The organism is Caballeronia sp. 11_S32 (assembly GCF_056930355.1).
The window spans coordinates 1,541,531-1,560,209 of sequence record NZ_JBXOWH010000004.1 but is presented as its reverse complement, the minus strand read 5'-3'; the positions used below and the strand labels follow the sequence as shown (position 1 = coordinate 1,560,209).

Annotated in this window: 17 protein-coding genes and 1 pseudogene; 13 read left to right on the top strand and 5 right to left on the bottom strand. The window is 62.1% G+C overall.

Annotated elements, in window-relative coordinates; all coding sequences use genetic code 11:
- Nucleotides 1-147 precede the first annotated feature (147 nt).
- The gene (locus AC1Z32_RS33355; RefSeq protein ID WP_483483076.1) at nt 148-528 is read right to left on the bottom strand and encodes a 4a-hydroxytetrahydrobiopterin dehydratase; all 381 of its coding nucleotides are present in this window, start codon (nt 526-528) and stop codon (nt 148-150) included.
- Nucleotides 529-894: 366 nt separating this feature from the next.
- Between AC1Z32_RS33355 and AC1Z32_RS33350 the strand changes: the two genes are divergently transcribed.
- The 9 genes from AC1Z32_RS33350 (at nt 895) to AC1Z32_RS33310 (ending at nt 9,743) form a co-directional block, all read left to right on the top strand.
- The gene (locus AC1Z32_RS33350) at nt 895-2,706 is read left to right on the top strand and encodes a methanol/ethanol family PQQ-dependent dehydrogenase (protein ID WP_483483075.1); all 1,812 of its coding nucleotides are present in this window, start codon (nt 895-897) and stop codon (nt 2,704-2,706) included.
- Nucleotides 2,707-2,812: 106 nt separating this feature from the next.
- The gene (locus AC1Z32_RS33345; protein ID WP_483483074.1) at nt 2,813-3,232 is read left to right on the top strand and encodes a c-type cytochrome; all 420 of its coding nucleotides are present in this window, start codon (nt 2,813-2,815) and stop codon (nt 3,230-3,232) included.
- A 62-nt stretch (nt 3,233-3,294) separates the two neighbouring features.
- Nucleotides 3,295-4,206, top strand: a complete 912-nt coding sequence (locus AC1Z32_RS33340; RefSeq protein ID WP_483483073.1) for a substrate-binding domain-containing protein — start codon at nt 3,295-3,297, stop codon at nt 4,204-4,206.
- Entirely contained in the window at nt 4,203-4,964 is a 762-nt protein-coding gene (locus tag AC1Z32_RS33335) for a hypothetical protein (protein ID WP_483483072.1), read from the top strand. The genes AC1Z32_RS33340 and AC1Z32_RS33335 overlap by 4 nt, the downstream gene beginning before the upstream one ends.
- Before the next feature lie 697 nt (nt 4,965-5,661).
- A complete protein-coding gene (locus AC1Z32_RS33330; RefSeq protein ID WP_483483071.1) occupies nt 5,662-6,636 on the top strand; it encodes a LysR family transcriptional regulator in 975 nt (324 codons plus the stop codon).
- Nucleotides 6,633-7,565: a quinoprotein relay system zinc metallohydrolase 2 gene (locus AC1Z32_RS33325; RefSeq protein WP_483483070.1), complete on the top strand. Its 933-nt coding sequence runs from the start codon at nt 6,633-6,635 to the stop codon at nt 7,563-7,565. Before AC1Z32_RS33330 ends, AC1Z32_RS33325 begins: the two co-directional genes overlap by 4 nt.
- Nucleotides 7,566-7,585: 20 nt before the next feature.
- Nucleotides 7,586-8,452 carry a quinoprotein dehydrogenase-associated SoxYZ-like carrier gene (locus tag AC1Z32_RS33320; RefSeq protein ID WP_483483069.1) on the top strand — a complete coding sequence of 289 codons (867 nt, stop codon included), beginning with the start codon at nt 7,586-7,588 and terminating at the stop codon, nt 8,450-8,452.
- A complete protein-coding gene (locus tag AC1Z32_RS33315) occupies nt 8,449-9,381 on the top strand; it encodes an MBL fold metallo-hydrolase (protein ID WP_483483067.1) in 933 nt (310 codons plus the stop codon). Before AC1Z32_RS33320 ends, AC1Z32_RS33315 begins: the two co-directional genes overlap by 4 nt.
- A 53-nt stretch (nt 9,382-9,434) precedes the next feature.
- Nucleotides 9,435-9,743, top strand: a complete 309-nt coding sequence (locus AC1Z32_RS33310; RefSeq protein WP_483483066.1) for an EthD family reductase — start codon at nt 9,435-9,437, stop codon at nt 9,741-9,743.
- Here the strand turns inward: AC1Z32_RS33310 and AC1Z32_RS33305 are convergent.
- The 3 genes and pseudogenes from AC1Z32_RS33305 to AC1Z32_RS33295 all read right to left on the bottom strand — a co-directional run bounded on the left by AC1Z32_RS33305 (nt 9,740) and on the right by AC1Z32_RS33295 (nt 13,349).
- The gene (locus AC1Z32_RS33305) at nt 9,740-10,477 is read right to left on the bottom strand and encodes a Pr6Pr family membrane protein (RefSeq protein WP_483483374.1); all 738 of its coding nucleotides are present in this window, start codon (nt 10,475-10,477) and stop codon (nt 9,740-9,742) included. The genes AC1Z32_RS33310 and AC1Z32_RS33305 overlap by 4 nt on opposite strands.
- A gap of 88 nt (nt 10,478-10,565) precedes the next feature.
- Nucleotides 10,566-11,872 (bottom strand): annotated as a pseudogene (locus AC1Z32_RS33300) (MFS transporter).
- Between the two features lie 97 nt (nt 11,873-11,969).
- A complete protein-coding gene (locus tag AC1Z32_RS33295; RefSeq protein ID WP_483483065.1) occupies nt 11,970-13,349 on the bottom strand; it encodes an NAD(P)H-dependent oxidoreductase in 1,380 nt (459 codons plus the stop codon).
- Nucleotides 13,350-13,472: 123 nt separating this feature from the next.
- On the opposite strand from AC1Z32_RS33295, the gene AC1Z32_RS33290 reads away from it, so the two are divergent.
- Nucleotides 13,473-14,366, top strand: a complete 894-nt coding sequence (locus tag AC1Z32_RS33290; protein WP_483483064.1) for a LysR family transcriptional regulator — start codon at nt 13,473-13,475, stop codon at nt 14,364-14,366.
- A 43-nt stretch (nt 14,367-14,409) separates the two neighbouring features.
- Here AC1Z32_RS33290 and AC1Z32_RS33285 read toward each other — a convergent pair whose 3' ends face one another.
- The gene (locus AC1Z32_RS33285) at nt 14,410-15,798 is read right to left on the bottom strand and encodes a dihydrolipoyl dehydrogenase (protein WP_483483063.1); all 1,389 of its coding nucleotides are present in this window, start codon (nt 15,796-15,798) and stop codon (nt 14,410-14,412) included.
- A 217-nt stretch (nt 15,799-16,015) separates the two neighbouring features.
- Between AC1Z32_RS33285 and phnC the strand changes: the two genes are divergently transcribed.
- The 3 genes from phnC (at nt 16,016) to phnE (ending at nt 18,673) form a co-directional block, all read left to right on the top strand.
- Nucleotides 16,016-16,852, top strand: a complete 837-nt coding sequence (gene phnC / locus AC1Z32_RS33280; RefSeq protein ID WP_483483062.1) for a phosphonate ABC transporter ATP-binding protein — start codon at nt 16,016-16,018, stop codon at nt 16,850-16,852.
- 30 nt (nt 16,853-16,882) lie between these two features.
- Nucleotides 16,883-17,854, top strand: coding sequence for a phosphonate ABC transporter substrate-binding protein (gene phnD, locus AC1Z32_RS33275; RefSeq protein ID WP_483483061.1), 972 nt, complete (start codon nt 16,883-16,885; stop codon nt 17,852-17,854).
- Between the two features lie 84 nt (nt 17,855-17,938).
- Complete coding sequence (gene phnE, locus AC1Z32_RS33270; RefSeq protein WP_483483373.1) at nt 17,939-18,673, top strand: phosphonate ABC transporter, permease protein PhnE; 735 nt, start codon at nt 17,939-17,941, stop codon at nt 18,671-18,673.
- The last annotated feature ends 6 nt before the right edge of the window (nt 18,674-18,679 follow it).

The following is an 18,679-nucleotide window of genomic DNA, read 5'->3' as shown; positions in this document are numbered from 1 at the left end:
ACTTTGGATGGGGATAGCTGTTTCTTTGGTTACTTTCTTTGCAGCAGCAAAGAAAGTGACTGCCGCCCCGCATAGGGGCAGAGCCAATAGACCACTAAGAAAACAGGCAGTCTATAGAAGCGCAAGCGGACCCACCCAGAAGCACCATCAAGCCTCGTCATACTTGATATAGCGGAACCGCTGATCATCGGAAGGCGTGCCTTCAAGAGGCCCATCTTCCTTCCCGGGCTGCCACTGGATAACTTCTTCGATCTTCGAAGCCAGAGCAAAGTCCTTATCGGTGATGCCCTTAGCCGCATGGTTCTTGAGCTTGACGATCACAAACGCATAAGAAACCGTCAGGTCCGGATGATGCCAGGCCGCTTCGGCAAGATGCCCCACGGTGTTGACCACCATGAGCGTCCCCTTCCAGCTCTCCGTCTTGAACTTGCGCCTGATCCACCCATCCTCGAGATACCAGTGCTTGAGCGCACCCGTCAGACGCTCCTTGACTTCCTCATCGGAATAAACCTTGTCAGTCTGAGCCATGGCGAAGCCTCCAATCAAAAGAATCCACCCGCAAGCCAAAGTATGCGCCAAAGAAAACATGCTGCAACGCGTCATGTCACGCGTTCCCCGCTGTGTTCCATGCCGCTCACTTTTTCGCGTATTTGACACAGTATGTGTCGCCACCCGACATCGATCCGTCCGCGAACGACAGTTCGACACGTCGAATTAACGATTTAAGGCTGTGCAAACAAAACCGGCATGGAATATGCAATTGGCCTCTCTACGCAAGAGTCCGGCTATGTACTGGACGAAGCGCCACTCGTTACCTGCATTTGAAGGCGCGCACGATGCAAACCGGTAGCGTGGTCATCCCTGGGTCGGAGGCATCACCATTCTGGAGGAGACATGAACTTACGCACCCTGGTTCTTGGACTGGCGGTGGCAGCGACGGCAGGCCTGAATTCTTATGTAGCTCAGGCCGACTCGCAGCTCGACAGCCTGATCAAGAATCCCTCGAACTGGGCGGCGCAAGCGGGCGATTATTCGAATCACCGCTATAGCACGCTCAAGCAAATCAATGAAAACAACGTCGGCAAGCTACAGGTTGCCTGGACCATGTCGACTGGTGTGCTGCGCGGCCATGAAGGTTCGCCGCTCGTCATCGGCGACACGATGTATATCCACTCGCCATTTCCCAACAAGGTCATTGCCATCAACCTGAAGGATCAGACCTTCATCTGGCAATACCAGCCTAAGCAGGACAATCAGGTCATCTCGGTGATGTGCTGCGATACGGTCAACCGTGGCCTTGCATATGGCGACGGCAAGATCTTCCTCCAGCAAGCCGATACGAAACTCGTCGCGCTCGACGCGAAAACCGGTGACGTCGTCTGGACCGCGCAGAACGGCGATTCGAAGAAGGGCGAAACCAACACCAACGCGCCGCACGTTTTCGGCGACAAGGTGCTGACCGGTATCTCCGGCGGTGAGTTCGGCGTGCGCGGACGTCTCGTCGCGTACAACATCAAGGACGGCAAGGAAGTCTGGAAGGCCTATAGCACGGGTCCCGACAACGAAATGCTGTTCGACCCGCAAACCACGATGACCTGGTCGGACGGCAAGATGGTGCCGGTCGGCGCGGATTCGTCGCTCAAGAGCTGGCAGGGCGATCAGTGGAAGTACGGCGGCGGCACGACGTGGGGCTGGTACGCATGGGATCCGAAGCTCAACCTTGTGTACTACGGCTCGGGCAATCCGGGCACGTGGAACCCGACGCAGCGTCCCGGCGACAACAAGTGGTCGATGACGATCTTCGCCCGCGATCTCAACACGGGCAAGGCGAAGTGGGTCTATCAGATGACGCCTCACGACGAGTGGGACTATGACGGCGTCAACGAGATGATTCTCTCCGACCTGAATATCGGCGGCAAGAAGGTGCCGGCGATCGTTCACTTCGACCGCAATGGCTTCGGCTATACGTTGAATCGCGAATCCGGTGAGCTGCTCGTCGCGCAGAAGTACGACCCGGCGGTCAACTGGGCCGATAGCGTCGATCTGAAGAGCGGCCTGCCGATTCGCAACGCAAGCTATTCGACGCAGAAGGCCGGTCCCGATCACAACGTCAAGAACATCTGCCCCGCGGCGCTCGGCTCGAAGGACCAGCAGCCGGCCGCATTCGATCCGAACTCAAGCTTGTTCCTCGTGCCGACGAATCATGTCTGCATGGACTACGAGCCGTTCCAGGTCGATTACGTGGCGGGTCAGCCGTTCGTCGGCGCGACGCTCTCGATGTATCCGGGCCCGAACGAGAAGGGCGCGATGGGTAACTTCATCGCGTGGGATGCCTCGAAGGGCAAGATCGTGTGGTCCAAGCCGGAGAAGTTCTCGGTGTGGTCCGGCGCGCTCGCAACGGCCGGCGGCATCGCGTTCTACGGCACGCTCGAAGGCTATCTGAAGGCAGTGCGCATCAAGGACGGCAAGGAACTGTGGAAGTTCAAGACGCCGTCCGGGATCATCGGCAACGTGTTCACCTACCAGTACCAGGGCAAGCAGTATGTCGGCGTGTACTCGGGTATCGGCGGCTGGGCCGGCATCGGCATGGCGGCGGGTCTCGAGAAGTCGACGGAAGGCCTGGGCGCGGTCGGCGGCTACAAGGACCTCGCGAAGTACACGGCTCTTGGCGGCACGCTCTTCGTGTTCGCGATCCCCGGAGGCTGATCCTCTCTTTTGATGTGTTCTAGCTGATCGCAGCAATGCGCGGCGGCTGCAACGGCCGCCGCGCGGAAACACCCCATATACAAGACATGTTCAAGGAGTCAGACGTATGAAAGGCCGATCACTCTTGCTGCTGACGATGGCGCTCGCCGCGTCGTCCGCTTCGTTTGCCCAGACGCCTCCGAGCCCTGGACAGATGAAGCCGGTCGCGTACAAGGTCGTCGATGGCAACAAGGTAGACAGCGACACGCTGCAGGGCTGGAAGACATGGCGTGCACTTGCGTGCGAGCGCTGTCACGGGGCGAAGCAGGAAGGTATGGTCGGCCCGTCGCTGATCGATGCTTTCAAGACGCTGGACAAGAACGAATTCCATCGCACCGTGTTCGGCGGGCGCGTGGACAAGGGCATGCCCGATTTCAGCGCCAGCCAGATGATGCAGAAGAACTGGGAGAACCTCTACGCGTATCTGAAGGGGCGCTCAGACGGCAAGATCAATCCGGGCGACTTGCAGGCGATCGATGCAAAATAAGGACGCGGCATGCGCCCTGTGCGGCTGACGTCTGATGATTGCTCTCATACCCGGAGGTATCGATGCCTGATCGTAATGCAAGCCGCGCCGCTTCGTTCCGATTCGTAGCCGTGCTATGCGCGGCATTCGCGACGTTCCCGGCGCAACAGGCAATCGCGCAAGGTGCGGGCGGCCCGCCGCCCAACCTGCCGAACAACGACGGCGCGGACGGCGTTTTGCGTGTATGCGCCGATCCGAACAATATGCCGCTCTCGAACAAGAAAGGCGAGGGTTACGAAAACAAGATCGCGAGCCAGATGGCGAGCGATTTCGGCTACAAGCTCGAATACACGTACTGGCCGCAACGCATGGGTTTCGTGCGCAATACGCTGCGCGAAAAGGTGCCGCAGACGGAGCGCTTCAAGTGCGATCTGATCATTGGCGTGCCCAAGGGTTATGAACTCACCGCGACGACGCGTCCATACCTGCATTCCACCTATGCGATGGTGTTCCCGAACAAGCCGGAATACGCGAGCATCAAATCGCCTTCGGACCTGACGAGTCTTCCGCCCGAGCAACTGAAGAAGATGAAGCTCGGCGTCTTCGTGAAGAGCCCGGCGGTGGACTGGCTGCTCGGTCAGAACCTGATCGGTCAGGCGGTGTCGTATCAGGGGCAAAGCGGCGATCCCGAGGCTTTTCCCGGCGAGATGATCGAGCGTGATCTCGCGCAAGGCAATGTCGATGCGGCCTTCGTGTGGGGGCCGATCGCGGGCTATTTCGCCAATCGTTCCGACAACAAGGTGCGCCTCGTGCCGTTCCCGGCGGGGCAGTCGATCCGCTTCGACTATGAGATTTCGATGGGTGTGCGTTACGGCGAGAAGGCCTGGCGCGACAAGGTCGATAACTGGATCGCTTCGAATCAGCCGAAGATCGATCAGATTCTGTCGAGCTATCAGGTTCCCATGTTGCCGTTGCAACCGGCGGCTGCGCAATGAAGCGAACATACGGGGGTTCTCTTTGCGCGTGGGCGGTTGCGTGCGCTGCGCTGATGATGTCGGCCGGCGCGGCGGCCGCGGACGCTCCTGCCGCGTCCTCGCCGAGCGCGGACATCAAGCCGGCGGAGCAAATGCTCTTTATGCAGCCGCATATGAATGGCGTCGAGCCACAGACCGAGCTTGATTACGCGGTGGATTATTCCGGTCCGCCTGCGAAGGTCAACGATACGCTGCGCGTGCTCGTCGTGAGTCCGGGCAACAGCAAGAACGACGCGCGCGTGACGGATCGAACCGGCAACGTCAACGTGCCGGGCGGGCTGCCTTGCAATCCGGTGATCATCTATTTTCTCGAACATGACATCGCGGAGATGGAGCAGCTGACGGGCGGTCAGCGGCGCTATTTCCAGCAGCGTGTGAGGATGGCGCTTGCTGCGGGGCCCGCCATTACGCCGGTGTCGAGCGAGTCGCTCGGGCTCGGCAAGCATGCGAAGGCTCAGCAGATCGTCATTCAGCCTTATCTCAACGATCCGAATGCGGAGCGGTTCACCAAGTACACGGGCAAGCGCTATACGTTCGTCATGGCCGATGACGTGCCGGGGCGGCTGCTGATGATTCGCACTGAAGTGCCCGGTGAAGGGAATGATTTCGCGCATCCCTTGCAGAAGGAGACGATTGCTTATCGTGGGGTGCTCAAGAATATGAGCTCACCGGAGGGGGCGCCGGTGAAGGCGCCGAATGCGCCTCGGGCTAGTCGGTGATTTTTTTTATTGCCGGATCCCGATTTCTTAGTGGTCTATTGGCGTTGCCCCTATGCGGGGCGGCAGTCACTTTCTTTGCTGCTGCAAAGAAAGTAACCAAAGAAACAGCTTGTCCCATCCAAAGTGCTTCAAGCCGGCCCCGGCACAGAAGATGGTATGTGGTCCGGCAGTAGCGAGTGCCCTCAAAGGCCTAATCGGGCGTGGACCGCGCACGGTCTGACAAGCCAGAACACTAAGCGCGCTGGTTCAGCACCAAATAGCTCCGGCCCAGCGCTACGCGCTGCCGCTGAGTATGCAAGGGAAACCAACGGTCGGCGAATGCAGTGAGATGGAGGTGTTAGTAAAGAAGCACGCGCCGACCCGATGGACCGGTCGGCCGCGTAGCAGGCCGGAGCTATTTCGCGCCTTACCGGTCAGTTGAGCGGTGCGATGTGACAGACCGTGCGCGATCCAAGCCCGGTTAGGCCTGTGAGGGCACTCGCTACTGCCGGACCACAGCCGTTCTTCTGTGCCGGGGCCGGTGTGAAGTACTTTGGATGGGGAAAGCTGTTTCTTTGGTTACTTTCTTTGCAGCAGCAAAGAAAGTGACTGCCGCCCCGCATAGGGGCAGAGCAAATAGACCACTAAGAAAACAGGCAGTCCATAGAAGCCCAAGCAAGCGACCCCAAACCACCCCAAACCGCCCCCCAACCCCACCGTGAACTTCATCCGCTCCCTAACCCTGCGCCAGCTACAAATCTTCGTGATAGCAAGCCGCTGTCCGAGCTTCGCGCGCGCGGCGGAGGAGCTGCATCTCACGCAACCAGCCGTCTCGATGCAAATCCGCCAACTGGAAGAAGCAATAGGACTTCCGCTATTCGAACGGGTAGCGCGCCGTCTCGCGCTGACAGAAGCTGGCGAAAGGCTATCGCACCACGCAAGCCGCATCCTCGGCGAAATCAAGGATGCCGAAGACGCAATGATGTCCCTCACGCAAGCCGACAGCGGTTCGATCGCGGTGAGCATCGTCAGTTCGGCGACATACTTCGCGCCCAAGCTCCTCGCGCTCTACTCGCAGCAGTACCCCAAAGTCGATGTGCATTTCTCCGTCGGGAACCGCGAAACGCTCCTGCGCCTGCTGCAAGACAACGCCACCGATCTCGCCATCATGGGGCGCCCGCCCCCCGAACTCGGCACTACCGCCGAACCGCTCGCCTATCATCCGCATGTGATCGTCGCGCCGCTCACGCATCCGTTGCGTCATGCAAAAGGCTTCGATCTGCAGGAACTCGCCAGCGACACCTTCCTCCTGCGCGAGCCAGGATCCGGCACGCGCGCCGTCGCCGAGCACGTATTCCGGCAAAACCTCTTCGTGCCCGCGCGCAGCGTCACGCTCGGCAGCAACGAAACCATCAAGCAGGCGGTGATGGCCGGCATGGGCGTGAGCCTCATCTCGCTTCACACGCTATCGCTCGAACTGCGCACCGGCGAAATCGCCGTGCTCGACGTCAACGGCACGCCCGTCGAACGAACCTGGCAGCTCGTGCATTCGCGCTCGAAACAGCTCTCGCCGACCTGTCTCGCGTTCCGCCGCTTCCTGCTCGAAAACGCCGAGCCGTTTCTCGAACGCGAGTACGCGCAGTTCGGCCTGCGCAGACCCAAGCGTCTCGCCGAAACGGGCGGCGTCCGATGATCGTCGCGTCAGCCTGGCGTCATGTCGTGTTCTTCATACTGATTGCATGTGCAACTACCGCGCGCGGCGAGACTGCGCTTTCGGTGACGCAAATCGCGCCCGGCAACTACGCGCATCGCGGCCATGACGATGTCGCGACGCCAGAAAACGGCGGCGATATCGCAAACGTGGGCTTCATCGTCGGCACGCGTTGCGTCGCCGTGATCGACACGGGCGGCACGCTCGCCGAAGGCCGCGCGTTGCGCGCCGCAATACGCGCGGTGACATCGTTGCCGGTTTGCTATGTCATCAACACGCACATGCATCCGGATCACATCTTCGGCAATGCGGCTTTCAAGGACGATCACCCGCAATTCGTCGGCAGCGCGACGCTCGCGCAAGCGGAAGCCGCGCGCGCCGACAACTATCTGCGTGCGCTGAATCGCGAGCTGGGCCACGCCGCGGCGGGCAGCGAGATCGTCGCGCCTACCAGGGCGATCGACGGCACCGGCACGCTGGATATCGGCGGACGCACGCTCACGCTGCGCACATGGAAAACCGCGCATACCAACAACGATTTGACGGTATACGATGAGAAGAGCGGCACATTGTGGACGGGCGATCTTCTATTCGTGCGCTGCATTCCTGTGGTCGATGGCAGCGTCGTCGGCTGGCTCGACGATATCGCGCGCATTCGCCAGATGAATCCGCGTCACGTGGTGCCCGGACACGGTCCGCTCGATCCGCCGTGGCCGCAATCGCTCGACGCCGAAGCGCGTTATCTCGCCGATCTGGCGCGCGATGTGCGTGCGGCCATCAGGAAAGGCGAGACGATCCGGCAGGCCGTCGACAGCATCGGCCTCGACGAGAAGGACAAGTGGCTCCTCTTCGACATCTATCACCGTCGCAATGTGACGGCCGCCTACGCGGAGCTGGAGTGGGAGCAGTAGCGCAGCATTGGAGGGACATCATGAACACAGCATGGTCCGGCGTTCGCGCGATGACGGTCGCGAGCCTCGCCGCGGCGGCGCTCGCGCCGTATGCCGCGCAGGCGGCGCAGCCCGACGACGATCCCGACAAGGTGGCGCGCTGGCTCGATTTCAAGGAAGGCGCATTCAAGGGCCGGACGATCGACTCGCACGGCGACGCAGTCATCAAGCTCGATGCGCCCGCGCGCGCGGCGGATGCCGCCGTTGTGCCAATCGCGATCAACGCGCAATTCCCGCAGACACCCGCGCATTACATCAAGAAGATTCATCTCTTCATCGACGAGAATCCGGAGCCTTATGCGGGCTCGTTCGAGTTCACGCCCGAGTCGGGACTGGCGACCATCGAAACGCGTGTGCGCGTGGAAGACTACACGTTCATGCGCGCGATCGCGGAGACGAACGACGGCAAGCTCTATAGCGCGGTGCGTTTCGTGAAGGCATCGGGCGGCTGCTCCGCGCCCGCCGACAAGGACGATGACGTCGCCGAGCGTGCCGCGGGACAGGTCAAGCTCCAGGCCGAAGGGCAGGCCGTCGCGGGCAAGCCCGAGCTCGCGCAGTTGATGGTGCGGCATCCGAACCGCACCGGCATGGCGATGAACCAGGTCACGCGCAACTACGCGACGGCGTACTTCATCCGCAAGGTCACGGTCACGTATGCGGGCAAACCGGTGATGACGGCGAACGTCAACTTCTCGATCAGCGAGAACCCGAATTTCCGCTTCTACTTCATGCCGGGTGCGAGCGGTGAGCTGAAGGCGCATATCGAGGACACGAAGAACAAGCAGTGGGACGGTGCGATCGCGGTGAACGCGCAGCCGGGCAGCGCGCAAACATCGGCGATGAAATGACGGCGCGCTGCTTGCGGGCGCTGGTCTGCACGCTGCTCTTCGCACTCGGCACGCTCGCGCACGCGGCGATGAGCGGCATGCCCGCGCCCGTCGCGATCGCGCCGGGCGTGTACGCGTTCATCGGCGATAACGATGCCGTCGCGCCGAAGAATCACGGCATCGTCGCGAACAACGGCTTTATCGTCGGGACGGATGGCGTGACGGTGATCGATACCGGGCCGTCGTATCGCTATGGCCGCGCGATGATCGAGGCGATCCGCAAGGTCACGCCGCTGCCGGTGAAGCTCGTGATCATCACGCATCAGGCGCCCGAGTTCGTGTTCGGCGCGGCCGCGTTTCGCGACGACGACGTGCCGATTCTCGCGCATGCGCGCACCGCGCAACTGATTAGCGAGCGCTGCTCGATCTGCCTCGCGAATCTGCGCAAGACGCTCGGCGAAGACGAGATGGCCGGCTCGCGCGTGACCGTGCCCGATAAAACCGTGAACGGCACGACGGAAATAGCAAGCGGCGGGCGCAAGCTGCAACTCCTGCATTTCGGACCCGCGAGCACGCCGGGCGATCTCGCCGTGCTCGACACGCAAACCGGCGTGCTCTTCGCGGGCGGACTCGTCTCGAACGGACGCATTCCGGAACTGCGCAACGAGCAGATTCCCGGCTGGCTCGCCGCGCTGGAAAGCCTGCGCGCGCTCGACCTGAAGACGGTTGTCCCCGGCTTCGGTGCGCCCTTGCGCGGCGACGGCATCATGCAGACGGGCGTGTATCTGCGCGAACTCGATGCGTCGGTGAAGCGCGCGTACAAGAGCGGCATCGGCCTCACCGAAGCGATGCATACGGTCCAGGTGCCCGCATTCAGGAACTACAAGCTCTATGCGATCGCGCAGCCGCAGAACGTGCAGCGCGTCTATCTTCAACTCGAAAAGCAATGATGCGTTGACGCACGGTTTCCCTCAACGCCGTACAACCACCAGGAGACACGACGATGGCCCAGCTCGTAGCGCTATACAAGAACCCGACCGACACGAACGCATTCGACGACTACTACGCTTCGACACATGTGCCGCTTGCGAAGACGCTACCGGGTCTGCGCCGCTACGAGATCAGCACGGGGCCGGTCGTGGCGGCGTCGGGGGATTCGCCGTATCACCTCGTCGCGCTGCTGCAATTCGATTCGCTCGAAGCGATCCAGACTGCGCTCGGCTCGCCCGAAGGCCAGAAAACGGCCGCGGATCTCGCCAACTTCGCGCAGGCGGGCGTCGAACTGCTGATGTTCGATAGCAAAGAGGCCTAATCGATCCTTCCGGAGGAAGAATTGCCGGATTCGACCTCCGGATCGGCCACGCTCAGATCGTCGCGCCGATGATTGATTACGAGAAACACGCTCATCAGCACGATAAACGCAACGACGAGCATCGCGGCATTGATGAACACGCGCTCATAGCCGAGCTTCGTGACGTTGATGAACGGATAGGGATAGAAGTCGGAGAGCCGCCCGCGCCATAGCGTGATGCAGAGATACGACAGCGGATACACGAGCCAGAGCAAGCAGCGTCGCAATGACAGATGAAAGCGCGGCACGAACAAAAACCAGTACAAGGCCGCGAGCGCGGGCACGACGGTATGCAGCGATTCGTTGACGAGCGCGCGATAGCCCGAGGGCGTCCATAGATAGCGCAGCAACGCGTTATACGCGATCCCGACGAAGACGATATACACGACGATCGCCGTTACCACGGTCGGCCTGCGAAAGAAGCGCGCGATCGGCATTTGCGCGCGTGTCGCGACGCAGGTGAAACAGAGCGCCGTGAGCAGCACGGTCACATTCGTCAGATAACTGCTCATGCGGGCAAGGCCGTCGAGGACGGTGAAGCCACGATCGACCAGACGCGCGACTGTGATGTCGGTCTGCGCGGCGAACGCGAGCCACGCGATCATCGCGATGGCCGCCGCCACCGCGATCGACGCGGTGCTCGGCGTATGCAGCGGCAATTCGGGTTCTTGCCGGGGAGGGTTCGGAGGTTGCATCGGCATGAAGCCATTTTACGTGCATGGCCGCCATGATCGATGCAACGAAAGTGCCCGAGCAATCGGGCACTTTCGTCCTGAAGCTGCATCACCGGTCGGCGAGCTTGCCCGAAATCGCGCGCACCGCGAACGCGCCGACGATCATGAACGCCGCGACCGCATAGAGGCCGATGCTGTTGTTATGCGTCGTCACGTTGAGCCAGCCGACCATGTAGGGCGACACGAAGCCCGCGCGAGATTGCCCACGCAGTTGATGCCCGCGATGCCCGCCGCCGCGGACGTGCCCGCGAGAAACGCGGCGGGAATGCCCCAGAACAGGGACAGCGCCGACAGAATGCCCGCCGCGGCGACGCTGAGCGCGATCACCGCGAGCACCGGCTGATGCCCGACATATCCGCTGGCCGCGAAGCCGATCGCGCCGATCACGAGCGCCACCGAGAAGTGCATGCGCCGCGAGCGGAACTTGTCGGCGCTGATGCCCGTGAGAATGATCGCGGGAATCGCGACCACATACGGCACCGCCGAGAGCCAGCCGATCACCTCGACATTGGTGAGCCCGCTGTCCTTGATGATCGACGGCAGCCAGAAGCTGATGCCATATAGCCCGATGATCTGGCAGAAATACACGCCGCACAGCTTCCAGATGTTGACGTCGGAGAGGAACGCGCGCGCGTTGTGGTGCGCGGTCTTGTCGGCTTCCTCGCGCTCGACGGCATGTGTGACGAGGCGCTTTTCGTCATCGGTGAGCCACTTCGCCTGACTCGGCTTGTCGACCATGAGCCACAGCACCATGATGCCGACGGCGAGCGCCGGAATCGCTTCGATCAGGAAGAGCCATTGCCACGCGGCCATGACGCCCGAATGCGTGAACGCCGAGAGAATCCAGCCCGACAGCGGCCCGCCGACGATACCCGCGAGCGGAATCGCGATGTAATACACGCCGTAGGCGAAGCCGCGCTTCTTCGCGGGGAACCAGTACGTGAGATAGAGCATGATGCCCGGCGAGAAGCCCGCTTCGGCCACGCCCAGAAGAAAGCGCACGAGGTAGAACTGAAACGGCGTCTTCACGAAGAGCGTGAGCGCCGAGATGATCGCCCATGTGATCATGATGCGCGCGATCCAGCGGCGTGCACCCACGCGATGCAAAATGAGATTGCTCGGCACCTCGAAGATGAAATAGCCGATGAAGAAAATGCCCGCGCCCAGACCATAGACCGCATCGGAAAAACCGAGATCGGACAGCATTTGCAGCTTCGCAAAGCCCACATTCACGCGGTCCAGATAATTGCAGAGATAGCACAGCACGATGAACGGCATGATGCGCCACGTGATCGTGCGGTACACGTCCGACGTGCCCGACTGTGCGACGCCTAGCGTTTCGCTGATTTGGCTCATGTCTCCTCCGTCGCCCTTTGCCGGGCGTTGAGAGTGCGAAGCGCCCGGGCCATCGAATGAGCCGGGCGCGAAAGGGGATCAAAAAACGTTCATTGCTTTAGCTGGCGAGCTTTTGCGCGGGCACCTGCAGCTTCAGTTCGGCGCGGAAGAGCTCTTCCATTTCGCGCCGCACGCGCACCGATTCCTTGCTCGCATCGAACGCGACATCGCTCCAGCGCACGGGTTGCCCCGCCGCGACCGGACGTTGCAGCACGACGTTATGCGCGAGGCCGATGGGCAATGCGCCCTGAATCAGCGAGTCGGCGGCGGGCATCAGCTTGCCGTAGACGGTATGACCGCCTTCGCCGTCGAGACGCTCGCCCGCGCGCAGATCGCGCTTCGCGGTGGCGGCGACATCGCCATGAAAGCCCGAGGTCGCGCCGGTCGCTTCGCCGCGCACGGCGATGCTCGCGATCGATTGCCCGAGCTCGAGCCCGATCAGGTGATACGGCTTGTACATCGCGGCGAAGCGGCCCGTGCTGTCGGTCTTGAGGCCGTATTGCGCGAAGCAGTCGCGCACGTAATCGGTCGGCGCTTCGAAGACCGCATACACGCCCCAGCGCAGATCGCGGAACACGGGACGGCCATCGCGCTCCAGCGACGACACCACTTCCACGCTGCCGCGATGCGGAAGGATGCCGCCTTCGGATGCGGGACGCAGCAAGGTCGGCAGATCGTCGACGCCGCATGCGGGGAACGCGAGGCCATCGGCGGGCGGGCGCAGATCGCAGGCATTCGAGACCGCCGCCATTTCGAGCGCGGATTTCGTGCCGTCGAGGAACGAGTTGAACATCTGCGCGTTGAAGTCGCCGGAGCCGACCTGTTCCTCGGTGAAGCCGTAATGGCCCCAGACGGTATCGGGCGTCGATTGATGATAGATCGGAAGATACTTCGTGCCCTTGCCCGCGCAGATAACATCGAAGCCGATGGTGCGCGCCCAGTCGACGAGTTCCGCGATGAGCGCGGGCTGATCGCCCGAAGCCATCGAATAGATGATGCCGGCTTCCTCGGCACGCCGCGCGAGCAGCGGGCCGGCGAGCACGTCCGCTTCGACGTTGACCATCACGATGTGCTTGCGATGCTTGCAGCACAAGAGCGCGTGATGAATGCCCGCGGCAGGGCTGCCCGTCGCGTCGATGACAATATCGACGTGATCGCTCGCGATCATCGCGTCGGCGTCGTCGGTGATGAAGGTCGAGCCGCTGGACCTGGCTTCGTTCCACGAGCGCGCCGAATAGCGCGCCTCTTCCCAGCCCACGCGCTTCAATGCGGCGCGCGCGCGATCCGGCGACAGATCCGCGACGCCGACGAGATGAATGCCCGGCGTGCGTGGCGCCTGCGACAGATACATGGAGCCGAATTTTCCCGCGCCGATCAGACCGACCTTGACCGGTTTGCCTTCCTGCGCACGGGCCTTGAGTTTCGCGATGAGCGACATGCTGTGTGTCTCCTGATTATTTCGCGGCTGCGTGCTCTGCGTCTGCAGAGTTGAGAAAAAGATAGCAGGCAGTTTCTTGCAATAGAATGGGCAAATCGGCAATTGCCCTGTGCAAAAATCCCCATGCGTGGCTTCGACTGGGACGACATCCAGGCTTTCCTCGCCATCTCCCGCGCGGGCCGGCTCACGGTCGCGGCGCAGCAGATGGGCGTAGATCATTCCACCTTGAGCCGGCGCGTCGCCGCGCTCGAAACGGCCCTGGGCGTGAGGCTTTTCGATCGCAGCTCGATGGGCTTCGTGCTCACGCCCGAGGGCGAGCGCGTGTTGAGCGACGCGGAAGGCATGGAGAGCCTCGCGATGCGCATGCGTCATCGGCTCGAAGATGCGTCTATTGGTCTGACGGGCAGTGTGCGCATCGGAACGCCGGAGGGCTTCGGCACGTATTTTCTGGCACCGCGCATCGCGCAGATATCGGCGATGCATCCGCAGCTCGAAATCGAGTTGATTGCGAATCCGCGCATGTTCAGTCTCTCGAAGCGCGAAGCCGATCTCGCGGTGAGCATGACGCGGCCCGCGCAAGGGCGCGTGTATGCGCACAAGCTTACCGATTACGCATTGGGGGTTTATGGGTCGCGCGATTACCTGGAGCGGCATCGCAAGATCGCGTCGCGGCGCGATCTGCTGAAGCATCCGTGGGTCGGGTATGTCGAGGATCAGATGTGGTCGGCGGAGTTGAATTATCTGCCGCAGATTTCGAACTCGCTCGTGCCGACGATTCGTATTTCCAATGTGATCAGTCAGGCGGCGGCGGTGTCGGGCGGCGTGGGGCTCGGCGTGCTGCCGTGTTTCATCGCGCGTACCGATCCGAATCTCGTGCGCCTGTTTCCCGATGAGATTGCGTTGTCGCGGTCTTATTGGCTCGTGACGCTCGCCGAGACGAGGGATGTCGCGCGGGTCAGGTGGCTCGCGGATTTCATTCGCAATGAGTGTTCGGGGACGTGGTTTCTGGAGGGATAGCACGCACGCCGGTCGATGTGCGTTCGACCGGCGTGCGCCATGTTCACGCGAGCTTCACGGCCGCATCGCGCAACGCCGTCCTCAATCCTTCTTCGACGACCGGATGATAGAACGGCATCCGCAGCATGTCATCGACGGTGAGTTTCATCTGCAAGCCCCACGCGAGCAGATGCGCGATATGCTCCGCATCCGGTCCGATCCATTCCGCGCCGACGAAGCGGCGGCTCGCGCGATCGACATACACATGCATGAGCCCGCGATTCCTGAGCATCACGCGGCTGCGTCCCTGATCCTCGAAGCTCACTTCGCCGGTCACGAACGATTCCGGCAACAAGTCCGCATGACGCGCACCGACCATCGCGATGCCCGGATCGGTGAACGCGATCGCGATGGGCGCGCGTCGCTCGACCGGCGCGACATGCGGAAAGCGCACCGCGTTCGTTCCCGCCGCACGGCCTTCATCTGCGGCTTCGTGCAATAGCGGAAGCACGCCGTTCGCATCGCCCGCGATGAACACGGGATGCGCGCCCGCTTGCAGGGTCAGCGGATCGTAGACGGGCAAGCCATCGTCATCGAGTTGCAGCGATGTGTCCTTCAACCCGAGTCCGCCGATATTCGGCTTGCGACCGGCCGCCACCAGCACGTAATCGAAGGTATCTTCGATCACATCACCCGCGCCGGAAACATAACGCAGGCGCACTTCATCGCCTTCGCGCGCGGCGGCTTGCACTTGCGCGCGCGGCTCGAAGCGAAACGCCTCGCTGAATACGCGTTCCGCATAGCCACGAATGTCAGAATCGCTCAAAGGCCCTACACGCCCGCGTGCGCCGAGCACCGAAACCCGCACGCCGAGCCGCGCCAACGCCTGGCCGAGTTCCAGCCCGATGACACCCGCACCGATCACCGCGACGCGCTTCGGCAAGTCGTCCCACGCGAATACATCGTCGTTGATGACAGCGCGATCGCCGAGCGCGCGATACATCGCCGGCATCACCGCGCTCGATCCCGTCGCGATGACGACGCTCTTCGCGTGCACCTTCGTGTGCTCGCCCACCATCAGCAGGTTATCGTCGATGAATCGCGCGTAGCCGCTGAGCTTGTCGGCGTCCGGCATCGCATCGACGCCCGCGACGACGAAGCTCACGAAGCGATCGCGCTCGCGCTTCACGCGCGCCATGACCTCGCGCCCGTCGATGCGCACCGCGCCGTCGATATGCACGCCGAAAGCGCCCGCATGTGTGGCGTGATACGCGGCGTCCGCCGCCGCGATCAGCAGCTTGGACGGCATACAGCCGACGCGCGCACACGTGGTCCCATGCGCGCCGCCTTCGATGAGGATTGCCGAAGCGCCCGCCGCCTTCGCCGCGCGATACGCGGAAAGTCCCGCGCTGCCCGCGCCGATGATGGCGACATCCGTATTGATCGTGTTCATGATGGTGTCCCGAATGGTTGATGCATTTGCAACCATCATGGAGCGCAGCGTTGGAAACGTGAATGCTCGTGCGGATCGATTTCCTGCTCGATCGTCTCAAGCTAAGTCATGTATTCATCTAGACGTCTCATGCGCGTCACTTTCTCGTCATGTTGGCTTCCTAGAATCTCCCGAACGTTTCAAGCGCGCCATTGGAGCGCGCTCATCGAGGGAAGCTATGGACGCAATTCGCATCGAGCGTCTCACCAAGACGTTCAGGAACGGCCGCAAGGCGCTCGACTCCGTCGATCTGCGCGTAGAAGAGGGCGAAATGGTCGCGCTCATCGGCGCGTCGGGATCGGGCAAGTCGACGCTATTGCGGCATATCGCGGGATTTACGGCATCCGACCCCGCGCCGTCGCATGTCACGCTGCTCGGCCGACCGATTCAGCAGAACGGCAGGATCGTGCGCGAAGTGCGCTCGATTCGCCGCGATGTCGCTTTCGTGTTTCAGCAGTTCAATCTCGTCGGCCGCCTTTCTGTGCTGACGAACGTGCTGATCGGTGCGTTGTCACGCGTGTCGCTGTGGCGGCGTCTCGCGGGACGTTTTCCGCGCGGCGAGCGCACGCTCGCGATGGATTCGCTCACCGCGATGGGTATCGGCGAACACGCATTCGAGCGCGCGAGCAATCTCTCGGGCGGGCAGCAGCAGCGCGCCGCGCTGGCCCGCGCGCTCGTGCAGCGTGCGCGCATCGTGCTCGCGGACGAACCGATCGCATCGCTCGATCCCGAATCGGCGCGCCGCGTGATGGAGCTGATGCAGACGCTCAATCGCGAGCGCAGGCTGACGGTCGTCGTGTCGCTGCATCAGATCGATGTCGCGATGAAGTATTGCCCGCGCACGGTCGCCTTGCGCGATGGCCGCGTCGTCTTCGATGGCGCGAGCGAGCGTCTCACGCCCGCCGTGTTGCGCGAACTCTACGGCTCGTCGGCGGAGGAACTGCTCACGCATCACACCGCGCAAAGCATGCGCTCGCGACCGGCGCCGGCTTTCGCATCGGCTGCGAGCTCCTGAATCAAACCAACATCAACCCTGGATCGCATCATGAAAACAGCCCGTTTCTTCCTGGCTGGCGCCGCGCTCGCGTCCTGCCTTATGACGCAGACCGTTCTTGCCGAGACGATCAACTTCGGCATCATCTCGACGGATTCATCCGCCGCGCTCAAGCAGCGCTGGCAGCCGCTTATCGACGATCTCAACAAGCAGACCGGTCTCGACGTGAAAGCGTACTTCGCGACCGACTACGCGGGCATCATCGAAGCGATGCGTTTCAACAAGGTGCAGATCGGTTTCTTCGGCAATGCATCGGCGATCGAAGCCGTGGATCGCTCGAATGGCGAAGTCTTCGCGAAGGTCAAGTACAAGAACGGCGAGGCGGGCTATTACTCGCTGCTGATCACGAACGCGAACAGCAAGTGGAAGACGCTCGATCAGGTGCTGAAGAACACGAAGGAAATCAATCTCGGCTTCGGCGATCCGAACTCGACCTCGGGCACGCTCGTGCCTTCGTATTATCTGTTCGCGAAGAACGGCATCAACGCGAGGACCGCGTTCAAGAGCGTGCTGCCCTCGAGCCATGAAGCGAACATGCTCGCCGTCGTGAACGACAAGGTGGATGTCGCGACGAACAACACCGATATGCTCGACACCATCAAGACGCAGCATCCCGAGCTGTATCCGAAGGTGCGCGTGCTGTGGAAGTCGCCGCTGATTCCGTCGGACCCGCTCGTGTGGCGCCGTGATCTGCCGCAGGCGACAAGGACCAAACTGCGCAACTTCTTCGATCACTACGCGGAGAAAGACCCGCGCGAACAGGCCGTCATGGCGTCGATCTCGGGCTATTCGGGCTTCGCGGATTCGTCGAACGCGCAACTCGTGCCGATCCGTCAGATGGCCTTGTTCCAGAAGAAGCAGCAGGTCCAGAACGACGCGCATCTCGACGACGCGGACAAGAAGGCGCAAATCGCCGCGCTCGATCAGAAGATCGCCGCGCTCGACAGCACGGCGGCGAAGTAAATGAAGCCGCTCGACGTAACCACGTTCGAGGCCGGCATCGTCCGGCCCGCGCAGGCGACGCCGCCCAAACGAAGCTGGACGTCGATGCTCGGCTGGATGATCGTGATCGCGGTGCTGGGTTTGTCATGGAAGAGCGCGGACATGCGCCCGCTCGATCTGCTCGGTGCATCGGGCAACATGAGCCAGTTCGCGCGCGATTTCTTTCCGCCCGACTTCACGGAATGGCGCACGTATGTGCATGAAATGATCGTGACGCTCGCGGTCGCGGTGTGGGGCACGGCGCTCGCGTTGATCTGCGCCGTGCCGTGCGGCCTGTTGTCGGCGCAGAACATCGCGCCGGTGTGGATCTCGCAGCCGGTGCGCCGCCTGATGGACGCATGCCGCGCGATCAACGAGATGGTCTTCGCGATGCTCTTCATCGTCGCGGTCGGCCTCGGCCCGTTCGCTGGCGTGCTCGCATTGTGGGTGCACACGACAGGCGTGCTCGCGAAGCTCTTCGCCGAAGCGGTCGAAGCCGTCGATGCGCGTCCCGCGGAAGGCGTGCGCGCAACCGGCGCGAGCAGTCTCGATGAAATCGTCTACGGTGTGCTGCCGCAGGTCTTGCCGCTGTGGATCTCGTTCGCGCTCTATCGCTTCGAATCGAACGTGCGCTCCGCGATGGTCGTCGGCATGGTGGGCGCGGGCGGGATCGGCGTCGTGCTGTATGAGGCGATCCGCTCGTTCAACTATGCGCAGACGGCGGCGGTGATGCTGATCGTCATCGTGATCGTGTCGCTGATCGATCTCGCGTCGGGCTGGGTGCGCGAGCGCGTGATCTGAAGTGCT